Source organism: Streptosporangium sp. NPDC023825 (assembly GCF_040639575.1).
Classification (GTDB): domain Bacteria; phylum Actinomycetota; class Actinomycetes; order Streptosporangiales; family Streptosporangiaceae; genus Streptosporangium.
The window spans coordinates 67,910-82,731 of the sequence record NZ_JBFAAE010000033.1 but is presented as its reverse complement, the minus strand read 5'-3'; the positions used below and the strand labels follow the sequence as shown (position 1 = coordinate 82,731).

11 protein-coding genes and 4 tRNA genes are annotated in these 14,822 nt (G+C 72.8%); 7 read left to right on the top strand and 8 right to left on the bottom strand.

Going from position 1 to position 14,822, the window contains the following annotated elements; genetic code table 11:
• Window positions 1-62: 62 nt before the first annotated feature.
• Together AB0G15_RS26245 and AB0G15_RS26240 are read right to left on the bottom strand one after the other, a co-directional pair.
• On the bottom strand, window positions 63-2,957 hold the full coding sequence (locus tag AB0G15_RS26245; RefSeq protein WP_362844679.1) for an AAA family ATPase: 2,895 nt from the start codon (window positions 2,955-2,957) through the stop codon (window positions 63-65).
• A gap of 529 nt (window positions 2,958-3,486) precedes the next feature.
• Window positions 3,487-3,558, bottom strand: a tRNA-Val gene (locus AB0G15_RS26240).
• A gap of 472 nt (window positions 3,559-4,030) precedes the next feature.
• Here AB0G15_RS26240 and AB0G15_RS26235 point away from each other — a divergent pair.
• Complete coding sequence (locus AB0G15_RS26235) at window positions 4,031-4,447, top strand: SsgA family sporulation/cell division regulator (protein ID WP_184547867.1); 417 nt, start codon at window positions 4,031-4,033, stop codon at window positions 4,445-4,447.
• Window positions 4,448-4,587: 140 nt separating this feature from the next.
• Here the strand turns inward: AB0G15_RS26235 and AB0G15_RS26230 are convergent, their stop codons facing one another.
• Entirely contained in the window at window positions 4,588-5,220 is a 633-nt protein-coding gene (locus AB0G15_RS26230; RefSeq protein WP_362844677.1) for a DUF305 domain-containing protein, read from the bottom strand.
• 34 nt (window positions 5,221-5,254) lie between these two features.
• Here AB0G15_RS26230 and AB0G15_RS26225 point away from each other — a divergent pair, with 34 nt between their 5' ends.
• Window positions 5,255-6,685, top strand: coding sequence for a hypothetical protein (locus tag AB0G15_RS26225; RefSeq protein ID WP_362844675.1), 1,431 nt, complete (start codon window positions 5,255-5,257; stop codon window positions 6,683-6,685).
• Window positions 6,686-6,791: 106 nt separating this feature from the next.
• Here AB0G15_RS26225 and AB0G15_RS26220 read toward each other — a convergent pair whose 3' ends face one another.
• From AB0G15_RS26220 to AB0G15_RS26210, 3 genes are read right to left on the bottom strand one after another with little or no spacing between them, the layout of a single operon-like run.
• Complete coding sequence (locus AB0G15_RS26220) at window positions 6,792-7,622, bottom strand: aminotransferase class IV (protein ID WP_362844672.1); 831 nt, start codon at window positions 7,620-7,622, stop codon at window positions 6,792-6,794.
• Window positions 7,619-8,638 carry a chorismate-binding protein gene (locus tag AB0G15_RS26215; RefSeq protein ID WP_362844670.1) on the bottom strand — a complete coding sequence of 340 codons (1,020 nt, stop codon included), beginning with the start codon at window positions 8,636-8,638 and terminating at the stop codon, window positions 7,619-7,621. The genes AB0G15_RS26220 and AB0G15_RS26215 overlap by 4 nt, the downstream gene beginning before the upstream one ends.
• Window positions 8,631-9,530: a LysR family transcriptional regulator gene (locus AB0G15_RS26210; protein ID WP_362844668.1), complete on the bottom strand. Its 900-nt coding sequence runs from the start codon at window positions 9,528-9,530 to the stop codon at window positions 8,631-8,633. The genes AB0G15_RS26215 and AB0G15_RS26210 overlap by 8 nt, the downstream gene beginning before the upstream one ends.
• Before the next feature lie 73 nt (window positions 9,531-9,603).
• Between AB0G15_RS26210 and AB0G15_RS26205 the strand changes: the two genes are divergently transcribed.
• Window positions 9,604-10,839, top strand: a complete 1,236-nt coding sequence (locus AB0G15_RS26205; RefSeq protein WP_362844666.1) for an NAD(P)-binding domain-containing protein — start codon at window positions 9,604-9,606, stop codon at window positions 10,837-10,839.
• 64 nt (window positions 10,840-10,903) lie between these two features.
• Here the strand turns inward: AB0G15_RS26205 and hutH are convergent, their stop codons facing one another.
• Window positions 10,904-12,451: a histidine ammonia-lyase gene (gene hutH / locus AB0G15_RS26200; RefSeq protein WP_362844664.1), complete on the bottom strand. Its 1,548-nt coding sequence runs from the start codon at window positions 12,449-12,451 to the stop codon at window positions 10,904-10,906.
• 153 nt (window positions 12,452-12,604) lie between these two features.
• Between hutH and AB0G15_RS26195 the strand changes: the two genes are divergently transcribed.
• From AB0G15_RS26195 to AB0G15_RS26180, 4 genes are all read left to right on the top strand, one after another.
• A tRNA-Gly gene (locus AB0G15_RS26195) sits at window positions 12,605-12,676 on the top strand.
• Window positions 12,677-12,703: 27 nt separating this feature from the next.
• Window positions 12,704-12,774, top strand: a tRNA-Cys gene (locus tag AB0G15_RS26190).
• A 14-nt stretch (window positions 12,775-12,788) separates the two neighbouring features.
• Window positions 12,789-12,863 (top strand) — tRNA-Val (locus AB0G15_RS26185).
• Window positions 12,864-13,188: 325 nt separating this feature from the next.
• The gene (locus tag AB0G15_RS26180; RefSeq protein WP_362844662.1) at window positions 13,189-14,106 is read left to right on the top strand and encodes an NAD(P)H-binding protein; all 918 of its coding nucleotides are present in this window, start codon (window positions 13,189-13,191) and stop codon (window positions 14,104-14,106) included.
• 19 nt (window positions 14,107-14,125) lie between these two features.
• On the opposite strand, the gene AB0G15_RS26175 is transcribed toward AB0G15_RS26180, so the two are convergent.
• On the bottom strand, window positions 14,126-14,806 hold the full coding sequence (locus AB0G15_RS26175; RefSeq protein WP_362844659.1) for a response regulator transcription factor: 681 nt from the start codon (window positions 14,804-14,806) through the stop codon (window positions 14,126-14,128).
• Window positions 14,807-14,822 lie beyond the last annotated feature (16 nt).

Below are 14,822 nucleotides of genomic sequence, written 5' to 3'. Positions count from 1 at the left end.
CCTGAAATATGTGGCTTAACGGATAGCACTGTGAGACGTGACGACGTCTCACCCTCCGAAGCTCACCGTTCGAACAGGCGCAGCCGGTGTGCCGTCGCCGCGGCCTCGCCGCGCGAGGCGGCGCCCAGCTTGGCGAGGATGTTGGAGACGTGCACGCTGACGGTCTTCGCCGAGATGAACAGCTCCCCCGCTATCTCGCGGTTGCTGCGGCCGGTCGCCACCAGGCCCAGCACCTCGTGCTCGCGCGCGGTGAGCCCGAGCCCGGCCTCTTCGGGGACCGGTTCGGCGGAGGCGGGTTCCCCGGAGAGCGGGATCCGAGCCCGCCTGGCCAGGGAGCCGATCTCGGCGGCGAGCGGCCGGGCCCCGACGCGCGCCGCGAGCTCCGCCGCCCGGGGCAGGCTCAGCGCGGCCTCGTCGCGCTCCCCCGCCGCGACGGCGGCCCGTGCCGCGCCGAGCAGGGCGCGGGCCTCGGCGTAGGGCTGGCGGAGCGCGGCCCAGGCGGCGGCCGCCGCGTCCCACGCCCTCCGGTCGAGCACCCCTTCCGCCTGGGCGGCCTCGGCCGTGAAGGTGAGGCTGTGCGCCCTCTGGAGCTCCCCTTCCACGCCGATCCCCTCGGCCACGGCGCGTAGCCGGGGCAGCGGGGGCGGCGAGGGCGGCGAGGGCGCACCCACTCGCAGGCAGGCGAGGAGGAGCGGCCAGACGTAGCGGGGGGTGGCCTCCAGGTCCTGCTCGTCCAGGGTCCGCTCGACGAGCGCGGACGCCTCGTCATGTCTGCCGCGCGCCACCAGCAGCTCGATCTCCCTGCGCAGCTGGGGCAGGGTCGTCTGGTCCCGGTAGATGCCCCTGGAGAACACGGCTCGCGAGGCCCGGAAGAGCGATTCGGCCCGGTCGAGGTCTCCGCGGGCCAGCGCGATGTCGGTGGCCAGTGCCTGCAGGCTCGCGCGGTAGGGGGCCGGCGGGGTGACCTCGAGGCCGCGCTCGACCACCTCGGACGCCTCGTCCCAGCGGCCCAGCGAGACCAGGGGCTCGACCAGGTTGATCGCCAGGAAGGCGCCGGACGTGCGGGCCAGGCCGTACGCTTCGGCGTCGGCGATGCCGCCGCGGGCGACCTCGGCGGCCCGCTCGTGCCATCCGGCCCCCTCCAGGGCGTCGGACTCGGAGATGACGGCCCGCATCAGCGCGTGGTAGGTGCGGGCCCGGCCCGCGATCTCCCGCGCCCGGGCGAACGCGACGACCTGCTCCTCCGTCCGGGCGCAATGGCAACCGGCCCAGGTGAGGGTGACGAGCGCGTGGGCCTCGGTGTCGGCGTCGCCGACCTCCTGGGCGATGCGCATCGCCTCCTCGGCCAGCGCCTCCTTCTCGGCCCGGTCGGCGGGGTGGCTGAGCACGCGCGACAGATTCTCCAGGACCTGGGCGCGCAGGGAGGTCGGCGGCTCGGCCGGGACGATCTCGGCGGCGGCGCGGAGATCTTCGACGAACCCGTCCCTGCCGAGGTCGTACCTGACGAGCCCGCGCTGGCGCAGCAGCCGGGCCGCGCGGATCGGGTCGGTGGCGGTGTCGATCTCCCGCAGGGCCGCCTTGGCGAGGGAGATGCCCCGCTCGAACTCCCCCGCCAGGTGCGCCACGGTGACGGCCTGCCGGAGCACGTCGACGTGGTCGGCGGCGATCCGCTCCGCGGCGTCGGGCACCGCCTCCCACAGCTCGAGCACCCGGGTCAGCATGCGCAGCTGCTCGTCGTAGGCCGCCGCCTTCCTGGCGGCCGCGGCCGCGTGCCACGCGCTGATCAGCGCCCAGAGGGGGTTGTGCGCGGCGTGCCAGTGGTGGGCGAGCTCGATGGCCGACCTGGGTGCGGGCAGGATGCCGGGGTCGCCCTCCAGGGCCTCGGCGAAACGGGTGTGCAGGCGGGTGCGCTCACCGGGCAGCAGGTCGTCGTGGACGGCCTCGCGGATCAGGGCGTGCCGGAAGGCGTACGTCTCGCCGTCGACCACGAGCACGTTGCCCGCCACCGCCGGGCGCAGCAGGCGGGAGAGCTCGCCGTCGTCGGCCCCGGCGACGGCCGAGAGCATCGCGTGCTCGATCCTCGCCCCGCCGGCGGCGGCCAGCCGCATCAGCTCCTGGGTCTCCTCCGGCAGGCGCTCGACGCTGGCCAGCAGCAGGTCGCGCAGCGAGTCGGGCAGTGTCTCGCCCCCGCCCTCGCTGAGCAGCGCCTCGACGAACAGCGGGTTTCCCTCGCTGCGCGCGTAGACCAGATCGATGTCGGCGATCGGCCCGCCGTCGAGGATGCTCGCGGCCTGCTGGCCCACCTCCCGGCGGCTCAGCCTGCGCAGGTCGAGCCGGGTGACCCAGTCGACCCGGCCCAGCTCGGCCAGCAGCGGGCGCAGGGGGTGCGTGCGGTGCAGCTCGTCGGCCCGGTAGGTGACCAGGGTCAGCAGGGGCACGTCGGGACGCTGGTAGCGGACGAGGAACGACAGCAGGTCGCGGGTGGAGCGGTCGGCCCAGTGGGCGTCCTCGACGACCAGGATCGTCGGCCGGGTCTCGGCGAGCCGCTCCAGCAGACCCAGGATCTGCTCGAAGAGCCGGGCCCGCGCCTCGGCGCCCTCCCTCTCCGGCTCGCCGAACTCCGGCAGCAACCGGGCGAGCCCTCGCGTCGCCCCGCCGGGCAGCAGCGCGGCGACGCCGTCGTGGCCCAGGTCACGGGCGAGTTTGCGCAGCACCGCGGTGAAGGGGGCGAAGGGGAGGCCGTCGGTGCCCAGCTCCAGGCACCCGCCGACCAGCACCAGGGTGTCGTCGGTGCGCTCGGTGAACTCGCGGACGAGGCGGGTCTTGCCGACCCCGGCCTCGCCTCCCACGAACACGGTCGACGCCGATCCGGAGCGGGCCCTGGCGAGCGCGCCTTCCAGGACGGCGAGCTCGTCGGCGCGGCCGACGAACAGGGGGCTTACCGCGTGGGCTCTCACGTCCCCCAGGATGCCACCGGCCACCGACAGTCGGGCGTCTCACTCGGCATGCCTCCCGGCCGCTCCCGGCCGTCACCGGAGTCGCGAAGCCCGAGGCCCCTCCCCGCCGCTCCCGGCCGTCATTGGAATCGCGGAGCCCGAGGCCTCCTGGCCGTATCCGGCCGCCCCGGAGTCGCGAAGTCGCGGAAGCCTGGAGCTTTCCGCGGTCTTCCTGAGAGGGCCCCTTCCTGGGAGGGCCCGTCGCCCCGCGCCAGGGGGGCGACGTCACCGGCCGGCCCGGCTCGGCCCTGAGGGCGCCGCAGCGTCCTGAACGCGCTCTCACGGAGCCCGTACGGGGGCGGGGCTCCGTTCCGGCGTCCTGTGGGCATCAGGGCGCCTCCGCCCGTGCCTTCGAGGGCCTCGCGCCGGAAGCGGGACGCGCCCCGCCCCGGGCCCGTCCCGGCGACTCCCGCCGCGCGAGATGCCCGATCATGGAAAAAGCCCCCCGGTTGACGTCAACCAAGAGGCTCTGACCTGCGACTTGCTAGTGTGGGCGATACTGGGATCGAACCAGTGACCTCTTCGGTGTGAACGAAGCGCTCTCCCGCTGAGCTAATCGCCCGCCCTGTGCGGCCCCTCACGGTGCCGACGTGGAAAACCATACAGCAATCCGGGAGTGCTCGCGAAGCGGTATCCGCCAACGAAATGATCTTGGAAGACGACACGGTCGGGAGGCAAAGGTCCGAGGATGCATCCGGCGGGGGGCTACGGTGTCATAGCATCGTCCTGATCCGTAGAAGCACCGAACGACCCGCGCTCGACCCGAATCACCCGAGACGCCCTGCCAGGGAGTCGACGGTGACCAAAACGAGACGCAAAACCCTTGCAAATACGGCCCTGTTGGTGATGTTTAGCCAGGTAGATGCCCAAATGTCGCGCTGTGATGTGTGTTACAGAAGGGCGTGGAGGCGGAATCTTTCCTACAGGTTTCTTTGTTCCGCGTGGTAGCTCGCGAGGAACGAGGCCGTTTCGAAGCAGTGAGAGCAGTGAAAGCCCCGCAGAGGGGACCGACGACGAAAAAGGTTTGGCTGACGATGAACAGCGCCACCGTCTCTGCCGAGCTAGGCCTTCGGCTTGTGGTCCCCGACCGTACCACCGTCCCCTTGCTCGCCGGGCTCAGCTACACGGCCGGTGATCCGTACGCGATCAGGATGGCCTTCCACGTGGGCAACGACGAACCGGTCGAGTGGATCTTCGCTCGCGAGTTGCTGACGGTCGGCATCGTGCGGCGGGTCGGCGACGGGGACGTGCAGGTGTGGCCGGCGCGCGCCGACGGCGAGCGCACGCTGCACATAAGCCTCACGTCGCCGTTCGGGCAGGCCCTGTTCGAGGTGCCCCTGGCCCCGCTCACGGAGTTCCTGCACCGGACGTACGAGCTGGTCCCCGCCGGTCGCGAGACCGACTTCATGGATCTGGACGCCGAGCTCAGCAACATGCTCTGGAGCTCGTGACGGGTCCCCGGCGGCCGGGTCGCGCGGTGACGGCCTCCCGGCGGGGCCGCCGGCCCCGTTCCCGGCCTGTTGGGCCCCACCCCGGGTCGTCCGGGGTCGAAGGCCCCGTCCCGGCTTGAGGCCGCCTCCCGGGTTCGGGGCTACGTCCCGGGCTTGAGCAGGGCCCGCATCCGGGCGATCTCGATGCCCTGCCCGGAGACGACGTCCTTGGCGGTGGCCAGCATGACCCGGTCGGTGCCCTCGCGCAACTGGAGCCCCGCCATCGTCACCGCCGCCTCGTGATGGGTGATCATGAGGGTCAAGAAAAGGGTGTCGAAGGCCGCCCCCCTGGCCGCCCTGAGCCGGTTCATCTCCTCCAGCGGGAGAGCGTGGTCGTCGTGACCGCCGTGCTCGCCCGGGGGGCGTCCGGCCGCCTTCAACCACGAGGTCATGGCCGCGATCTCCGGCCGCTGCGCCGCGGTGATCCGCTCGGCGAGCTTCCGCAGGACCGGCGAGGACGACCGGGCCGGCACCAGTGCCGCCATCTCCAGCGCCTGCCGGTGGTGCGGGATCATGCCCTCGGCGAACCTGACGTCGGCCGCGGTGACGCGCGCCTCGGACTCCCCGAGACGTTCGCCGGGCCTCGCCGTGCGACCGGCCTCCCCCGGGCCACCCGGGATGATCACAGGCGCGCCGGACTCGGCGACGAGCGGGGTGGACCGCTCCGATCCGGCCTCCGCGCATCCGCCGAGGACCGCTGCCACCATGATCACCGCGATACCCTGACTCGGCACACGCATCCTCCGCATAGCTCCAATAATGGGGCAAGTGGACCGACGTAATGGGGGCAACGTGCGACCGATCGTGGCATTCGTCCTGGCGGCGCTACTTCTCGTGGCAGGGTGCGGGGCGGATCCGACCCCCTCGGCCTCACCACCGTCCGCGGCGGCCGCGTCCACCCCGGCGAGCCCGAGCCCCTCGGAGCAGGTGGCGGAGACCCCCGCCGCCGGGATCTCGGGGGACGGGACGCACAGCGACAACATCACGCACCTGGCCAACGTGCCTCCCAGCGCCCCGCTCGACGGGCCCCAGGCGTGGGGCACCGACCTGGCCTTCCAGGGCGACTACGCGTTCGTCGGCAACTTCGACGGCTTCAGCGTCTTCGACATCTCCGACCCGTCGAAGCCCTCGATCGCCAGCCAGGTCCTCTGTCCCGGGGAGCAGAACGACATCTCGGTGAGCGGGAACCTGCTGTTCCTGTCGATCGACTCCGCCCGGGTCGGCCCGGAGTGCGACGCCCAGCGCGGCGAGCCGGAGTCGGACGCCTGGGAGGGCATCCGGATCTTCGACATCGAGGACAAGGCCAACCCCAAGTTCGTCTCGGCGGTCCAGACCGACTGCGGCTCGCACACCCACACGCTCGTCCCCGGCAAGAGCCCGGACAAGGTCTACCTCTACATCTCCTCCCCCGGCCCCGAGCCCGGCACGGCGACCTGCCCGCCCCCGCACAACAAGATCTCCGTGGTCGAGGTGCCGGTCAAGGCCCCGAAGACCGCGAAGGTGGTCTCGCAGCCGGCCCTCTCCGACGAGGCCGTCGAGGGGGCCATCGGCGGCTGCCACGACCTCACGGTCTACCCGGAGAAGGACCTCGCCGCCGCCGCCTGCTTCGGCGACGGGATCCTGATGGACATCTCCGACCGGGTCAACCCCAAGGTCCTCCAGCACGTGAGCGACAAGGAGAACTTCGCCATCTGGCACTCGGCGACGTTCAACAACGACGCCACCAAGATCGTCTTCGGGGACGAGCTGGGCGGCGGCGTGAGCGCGACCTGCGACGCCAACACCCCGAAGACCAAGGGGGCCAACGCCGTGTACGACCTCGGCAAGGACCGCAGGCTCACGCTCCGCGGCTACTTCAAGATCCCCAGGGAGCAGTCGCCCGAGGAGAACTGCGTCGCGCACAACGGATCGCTGCTGCCGGTGCCGGGCAAGGACATCATGGTCCAGTCGTGGTACCAGGGCGGGGTGTCGGTCTGGGACTTCACCGACGCGACCAAGCCCCGGGAGATCGGCTTCTTCGAGCGGGGCCCGGTGCAGGGGCTCGGCGGCTCCTGGTCGGCGTACTACTACAACGGCCACATCTACTCGAGTGACATCACCAAGGGCCTGGACGTGCTCCGTATCGACGACCCGCTGACCGACCCGGCCGCCAAGGTCAGGATCAAGGAGCTGAACGCGCAGACCCAGGTGTCCTACTAGCCCGCCGGTCCGTGACCGGCCCGACGGCCGGCTCCCGGTTCCGGTGGGGCACGCCCTCACCGGAGCCGGGAACGCGGAACCGGGAACGGAGCGCGGGGAGCCGGGCTCAGGGATCGAGGTCGGCGGCGGAGCGCTCGGCGAAGACCTGCATGGCCTTGGCGGTGATCGGGCCGGGCGCGGCGGGCAGCACGGTCCGGTCGACCGCGCGGATCGGCTGGATGTCACGGGTGGTGGAGGTCAGGAACGCCTCCTCGGCCTCGTACAGGGCCGAGAGCGGGACGTCCTCCTCGATGCCCCCGCACCACTCCAGGGCGAGCGCGCGGGTGACCCCGGCCAGGCAGCCCGAGGCGAGCGTGGGGGTGAGCAGCCGCCCGTCGCGTACGACGAAGATGTTGCTGCCGGTGCCCTCGCAGAGGTTTCCCGCGAGGTTCTCGAAGATCGCCTCGCCGCCGCCCCTCGCCTTGGCGTAGAAGAGGGCCTTGGCGTTGTCGCCGTAGGAGGTGCTCTTCACCCCGGCGAGCGCGCCGCGCTCGTTGCGCGGCCAGGGCACGACGGTGACGTCGGCGGTGGCCGGGAACGCCTTCTGCTCGTCGGCGATCACCACGGTCGTGCAGCCCTGGTCACCCCGGTCGGAACCGAGCGGCCCCGGGCCGCTGGTGTAGGTGACACGGACGCGGCCGAGCCGCCACGGCGGGGCCTCGGCCAGGCAGGCGCGGATCCCGTCGGCGATCGCGGCCACGTCGGGGTCGGGCAGGTCCATCCGCCGTGCCGAGAGCGTGAGCCGGTCGAGGTGGCGGGTGAGCGCGAACGTGGCGCCGTCCATGCACTTGATCGTCTCGAACACCCCGTCACCGACCATCAGGCCGTGGTCGAACACCGAGACGACGGCCTGATCCGGAGAGACCAGTGCCCCGTTAAGCCATATGGGTACGTTCATGCGACTCCTTCTGAACCTGATGTTGATGCCAGCGCGATGAGCCGGGAGGCCTTCAGCTCGGTCTCGTCCCACTCGCGTCGCGGATCGCTACCCCAGGTTATGCCCGCGCCCGTACCGAAGCGGATCTCGTCGGAGGACAGCCAGAACGTGCGGATCCCCACGGCCAGGGACGCCCGCCTGCGGTCGGCGTCGACCCAGCCCACGGTTCCACAGTAGGGCCCGCGCGGCTCGGGTTCGAGTTCATCGATGATTCGCAGGGCCGAGGATTTCGGGGCGCCGGTCACCGATCCCGGCGGGAAGGTCGCGGAGAACAGCTCCGGCCACCCGTACTCGGGCGCCAGGCGTGCCCGGACCGTGGAGACCAGGTGCACGAGACCGGGGTGCTCCTCCACCTCGCACAGGGCGGGCACGCTCACCGAACCGACCGCGGCGACCCTGCCCAGGTCGTTGCGGACGAGATCGACGATCATCACGTTCTCCGCGTAGTCCTTCTCCAGCAGGTTCGCCGCGGTGACCCCGGTCCCCTTGATCGGCCTGGACTCGATCACGTCGCCGTCCCTGGACAGGAAGAGCTCCGGGGAGGCCGACACGACGCTCAGCCCCGGCAGGCTCACCGTGGCGGCGTAGGGGGCGGGGTTGCCCTCCGCCAGCCGCACGGCCAGGGCGAGCGGGTCCGGATCCCGCCCCGGGGGGAGCGGCGCGCTCAGCACCCGGCACAGGTTGGCCTGGTAGACCTCACCTTGCTCGATGTAGGCGCGGATGCGCCGCACGCCGTCCTCGTACGCGGCCCGGTCGAGGGAGGTGCGCCACGACGACGGGTGCGGTCCGCGCCAGGGGCCGCGCGGGGCGGGCAGCGGGGCCCTGCGGACGTCCCCGAACCTGGCGCACGTCACCTTGCCCTCGTAGTCGACCACGACGGCCCACCATCCCTCGCCGTCCAGCGCGGAGAGATCGGTGGTGAGGTCCCGGAGGCCGGTGGCCAGATATCCGGTGACGTGCGCGAAAGAGTCATGCACCGCCCCATTGTCCCGCCCGCTCGGCGAGCAGCCGCACCAGGGTGCGGGCTGCGGGCAGCGGGGTGGGCGGCAGCGCCGCGTGGACGGTCCGGCGCGGGGCGAGGTCGCCGAGGGAGCGGAGCACCAGATCCGCCGGTACGGCGTAGGCGGCGATGGCGGGCACGAGCGTGACGCCGAGCCCGGCCGCGACGAACCCGAACTTGCCCGTCCACTCGGCGATCCTGACCGTGGCGCGGGGCGCGAACCCGGCGCGGGCGCAGGCCGCGGCGAGCGCGGTGGCCCGGCCGGGCGGGGGCGCCTCGATCCAGGTCGCCTCCCGCAGCTCGCGCAGGTCGACGACCTCCTCCGCCGCCAGCCGGTGATCGCGGGGCAGCGCGACGAGCAGCTCGTCGTCGGCCAGCTCGACCAGCTCGACCTCCTCCTCGCGGGGCAGCTCGGACGGGTAGTCGCTGACCACCGCGACGTCCAGGCCGCCCTCGCGCATGCGGCGCAGCAGGCTCCCGCTGGGCCCCTCGATCGGGACGAGCTCGACCTCGGGGAAGTCCTCGCGGAACGCGCGCAGGGCGCCGGGCACGAGCGCGACGTTGGCGGTGGCGAACGCCCCCACCCGCAGCCGCCCCCGGTAGCCGCCGTGGATCCCGGCCAGCTCCTCCTCCGCCCTGGTCAGCCGGTTCAGGACGACCTGGGCGTGGTGGTGCAGCGCCTCACCGGCGGGCGTGAGCCGCACCCCGCGCGGCAGCCGCTCGAACAGCGGGCCGCCCGCGCGGTGTTCGAGGGTGGCGATGCGGCGGGACACGGCCGACTGGGTGTAGTTGAGCCTGGCGGCGGCCGCGGTGAACGACCCGGTTCGGGCCACGGCGTCCAGCAGGCGCAGACCTTCGACGTCGAACACATTCCTCCCTCGCATGGCTCGTATGCAATCTAGTCGCTGGTGGAATGCCTTCCGGGTCCATAGCGTGGAGCGCATGATCTCCTTTCTCGGTCTGGGGCGCATGGGCGCCCCGATGGCCCGGCGGCTCGTGGCCGCCGGGCACGCGGTGACGACCTGGAACCGCACCCCCCGCGCGGTCGAGGGGGCCGCCACGGCGGCGTCGCCCGCCGAGGCCGTGGCGGGCGCGGAGCTGGTCGTCACGATGCTCGCCGACCCCGCGGCGGCCAGGCGGGTGATCGCGGACGCGGCACCGGGACTGCGGCCCGGGACGGTGGTCGCGGAGATGTCGACGATCGGGCCCGAGGCGGTGGCCGGGCTGCGCGGCCTGCTTCCCCCGGGGGTGGGTCTGGTCGACGCGCCGGTCCTGGGCAGCGTGGGGCCGGCCGCGGACGGCACCTTGGTGGTGCTGGCCGGGGGCCTGCCCGGGGACCTGGCCCGCTGCCGGGAGGCGCTGGAGGTGTTCGGCCGGGTGATCGAGGCCGGCGGCCCCGGGGCGGGGGCGGCGATGAAGCTCGCCGTGATGAGCGCGCTGGTGCCCGCCCAGGTGCTGCTCGCCGAGACCGTCGCGTACGCGGAGGCGACCGGGGTGGACACCGCGATCCTGCTGGACGTGCTCGGTGGCACGCCGCTGGGGCCGCTCGTCGAACGGGTCCGCCCGGCCGTCGAGAGCGGCCCGTACGGGACGCGCTACGCCCTCGGCCTGGCGGCCAAGGACATGGAGCTGGCCGCGCACGGGACCCAGACGCTCGCCGCCGCGGCAGGGGCCAGGCTGGCGGGCGCGGTGGCGGCCGGGCTCGGCGGGGCGGACCTGACAGCGATCTTCACGCACGTCGCCGCGGCCGGTCCCACCGGGGCGGACCGGCCGGGGGGCCGTACCGGCGTGGAGAAACTGAACCCGGCCGCGGTGCCCGCCACCAACGGGCTCTACTCCCACGCCACCAGGGCCGCGGGCCTGCTGTTCGTCTCGGGGCAGGTGGCGCTGGACGAGGAGGGGCGGGTGGTCGGCGAGGGGGACATGACGCGCCAGTCCGAATACGTGATGGACCTGCTGTCACGCGTCCTCGCCGACCAGGGCTGCACGTTCGACGACGTGACCCACATCCGGAGTCACCTCACCGACATGTCGCTGCTGCGGGAGTACGGGGCCGTGCGCGAGCGTTTCATCACCGGCGAACCCCCGGCCAGCACGACCGTGGAGGTCTCGCGGCTGTTCCGGCCGGGGCTGCTCATCGAGGTGGAGGTGATCGCCGCCCTCCCCGCGGGCCGGTGACGGCGACGGGCCGTGACGGCGGGGCCACCGTGCCGCCGTACCGGGCCCGCCGGGTGCCGGAGGCCTACGACAGGGGGCCGGTGACCTTCTCGGCGGCGGCGACGACCGCGTTGGCCGCGACGAGCTGGACCACCGTCTCGATCTCCGGCGCGAGGAAGCGGTCGGGGCCGGGACCGGGGACGGACTGGCGCAGCGCGTCCACCACGGCCCCGGTCGCCGGGGCGGGCCGCAGCGGAGCGCGCAGGTCCAGGGCCCGCGCGGCGGTGAGAACCTCCACCGCGAGCACCCGGGTGAGGCCGTCCACCGAGCGGCGCAGCTTGCGCGCGGCCGACCAGCCCATGGAGACGTGGTCCTCCTGCATGGCGGAGCTCGGGATGGAGTCGACGCTGGCGGGCGCGGCCAGGCGCTTGAGCTCGGAGACCACCGCCGCCTGGGTGTACTGGGCGATCATGTGGCCGGAGTCGACGCCGGGGTCGTCCGCGAGGAAGGCGGGCAGGCCGTGGCTGCGGGCCACGTCCAGCATGCGGTCGGTGCGGCGCTCGGAGATGCTCGCCATGTCGGCGACCGCGATGGCCAGGAAGTCGAGCACGTAGCCGACGGGGGCTCCGTGGAAGTTGCCGTTGGACTCCACCCGGCCGTCGGCCAGGACCACCGGGTTGTCGATCGCGGAGGCAAGCTCCCGCCCGGCGACCACGGCGGCGTGCGCCAGGGTGTCTCGGGCGGCCCCGGCGACCTGCGGGGCGCACCTGAGGGAGTACGCGTCCTGGACGCGGGTGCAGGTGCCGTCCCGGTGGGACTCCATGATCTGCGAGCCGCCGAGCAGGGCCCTGAGGTTGGCGGCGCTGGCGGCCTGCCCGGGGTGCGGGCGCAGGGCCTGCAGGTCGGCGGCGAAGACGCGGTCGGTGCCCAGGAGCGCCTCCACGCTCATGGCCGCGCTCACGTCGGCGGTTTTGAACAGGCGGGCGAGGTCGTCCATGGCCAGGATGAGCATGCCGAGCATGCCGTCGGTGCCGTTGATGAGCGCGAGCCCCTCCTTGGCCACCAGTTCCACGGGTTCGATGCCCGCCCGCTTGAGCGCCTCCGCGGCGTCGGCCCGCTCCCCCGCGGCGTCGCGGACGACGCCCTCGCCCATGATCGTGAGGGCCACGTGGGAGAGCGGCGCGAGGTCGCCGGAGCAGCCGAGGCTTCCGTACTCGTGCACGACGGGGGTGATCCGCGCGTTGAGCAGGCTCTCCAGCACCTTGGCCGTCTTCGGGCGCACGCCGGTGTGGCCGGTGGCCAGGGTGTGCAGGCGCAGCAACATCATCGCCCGGGTGACCTCGGTCTCGACCTCGGGTCCCGACCCGGCGGCGTGCGAGCGTACGAGGGACCGCTGCAGCTGGGCGCGGAGCGAGGGGTCGATGTGCCGGGTGGCGAGGGCGCCGAACCCGGTGGAGACGCCGTAGGCGGGGGTGGGGCTCTCGGCCAGCTCGTCCACCCGGGTGCGGGCCGCCGCCATGGCGGCCACGGCGTCGTCGCCGAGGCGTACGGGGGCACCGTGCCTGGCGACCCTGACGACCTCCTCGAAGCTCAGCGGCTCCGGCCCGATGTTCACGACCTCGTCGTCGCGCATGCTGCCAACTCTCTCGCGTAGGGGGGAGCACTGGTAACTGGTGAAACCCTTGCTGGCTCCTTACATCTCAAGATACCGGTCGTATTCGGTTTGGGGAGTCGCCGGGTATTCGCTAGAGTTCTCACCGTGAGTCCGGGCCGGTCCCGGAGACACGCGGAAGTGGCTCAGTGGTAGAGCATCACCTTGCCAAGGTGAGGGTCGCGGGTTCGAATCCCGTCTTCCGCTCGGAAAAGGGGCATGCGCCCCCCACTCGGTGGAGTGGCCGAGAGGCGAGGCAACGGCCTGCAAAGCCGTCTACACGGGTTCAAATCCCGTCTCCACCTCTGGTTTTCGGCGAGGACGATTAGCTCAGCGGGAGAGCGCTTCCCTGACACGGAAGAGGTCACAGGTTCAATCCCTGTATCGTCCACCACGTTTCGACTGGCGCAAGAGGGTTCCGGAGTTCCTCCGGGACCCTTTTGATCTTTTGGAAGGTCGTTTCCCTCCGCCCGCCGCGGTTCGGACCGGCCGGGAGGTGCGCCCGGCCTCCGGATCCGCCGGGGCGGACGCCCCCGGATCACCTCCACCGGCGTCGCCCGCCGCGTCGCCCCCCCGGCGCCAGGTCCGGCGACCCGGTGACGGGGCGACACCGTGTCCTGGAGTAACGTCTCAGGCACGGTACGTCAGGACGCCGGGCACTTCGTGATCCACGGCCGGGGCGCCTGGCGCCACCGCTTCGTAGCGAAGGGGGCACGGCGATGGCCGACGGCGATCCCATCCTCGTCACCGGCGCCGGCGGGGCCATCGGCGGCGTCGGCCGCACCGTGGTCGGGCTGCTGCGCGGACACGGCCTGCCCGTCCGGGCGATGGCGCACCGCGACGACGAGCGCGCGGACACCCTGCGCGCCCTCGGGGCCCAGGTCGTGATCGGTGACCTCACCCGGCCCGGCGACGTGGCGGCCGCCCTCGACGGCTGTTCCCGGATGTTCTTCAGCATGAGCGTGTCGCCGTCGTACCTGGAGGCCGCCGCGACCGTCGCGACGGTCGCCCGCGCGGTGGGCGCCCTGGAGGCCCTGGTCGGCATCTCGCAGATGACCGTGTCCCAGATGAACGCGCTGAGCACCGAGGAGTCCCACCAGCAGCGGCTGCACTGGCTGTCGGAGCGGGTGCTCGACTGGTCCGGGCTTCCGGTCGTGCACGTCCGGCCCACCTCCTTCCTCGAGAACCCGATGTTCACGACGCTGGCCGCGCGCTCCATCGCCGGCAGCGGGACCATCCGGCTTCCCTTCGGCACCGGCCGCACGTCACCGGTCGCGGCCGGCGACGTCTCGGCCGTCGTCGCCACGATCCTGGAGAACCCGCGGCCGCACCTCGGGAACGTCTACGAGCTGACCGGGCCCCGGTCCCAGGAGATGACCGGTGTCGCCGAGGAGTACTCCCGGGCGCTGGGGAGGAAGATCACTTACGTGGACGTCCCGCTCGACACCTGGGTCGAGGAGGTCCTCTCCCCCGCCGGGCTCCCCGCGCACACCGAGGAGCACATCATCACCATGGCGCGCCTGCACCGCCTGAACCGTTACGACCGGGCGACCGGGGACGTCGAGGCGATCACCGGAAGGCCCGCGACGACGGTGGAGGAGTTCGTCGCGGGACGGGCCGCCGACTTCACCCGCTGAACACCCGCGGCCGCCCGGGTCAGGCCGGCTGCGGGCCGCCCGCGGACCGGGGCGCGACCAGGCCCGACTCGTAGGCGAGGACGACGAGCTGGGCACGGTCGCGGGCACCGGTTTTGACCATGGCGCGGCTGACGTGGGTCTTGGCGGTGAACGGGCTGATCACCATGTGCGCGGCGATCTCGTCGTTGCTGAGGCCCCGGGCGACCAGTGCCACGACCTCCCGCTCGCGCCTGGTGAGGACCTTCAGCGCGTCGTCCGCGTCCACGCCGGGGGGCCGGGAGACGTACTGGCCGATCAGCTTGCGGGTGATGGCGGGCGAGAGCAGGGCGTCCCCCCGCGCGGCCACCCGGACACCGTGCAGCAGGTCCTCGGGTTCGGTGTCCTTGACCAGGAAACCGGCCGCGCCCGCGCGCAGGGCGTCGAAGACGTACTCGTCGAGCCCGTAGTTGGTCAGGATCACGACGTGCACCCCGGCCAGGCCCGGGTCGGCGGCGATCCGCCGGGTCGCCTCGATGCCGTCGAGCACGGGCATCTGGATGTCGAGGAGCACGACGTCGGGGACGTGCCGGACGGCCAGCGCGACGCCCCGCAGCCCGTCGGCCGCCTCGGCCACCACCTCGATGTCGTCCTCGGCGTCGAGCAGGGCGCGAAATCCCGCGCGGATGAGCGCCTGGTCGTCGACGAGCAGCATGCGGATCACGGGGCGACCTCCGGCG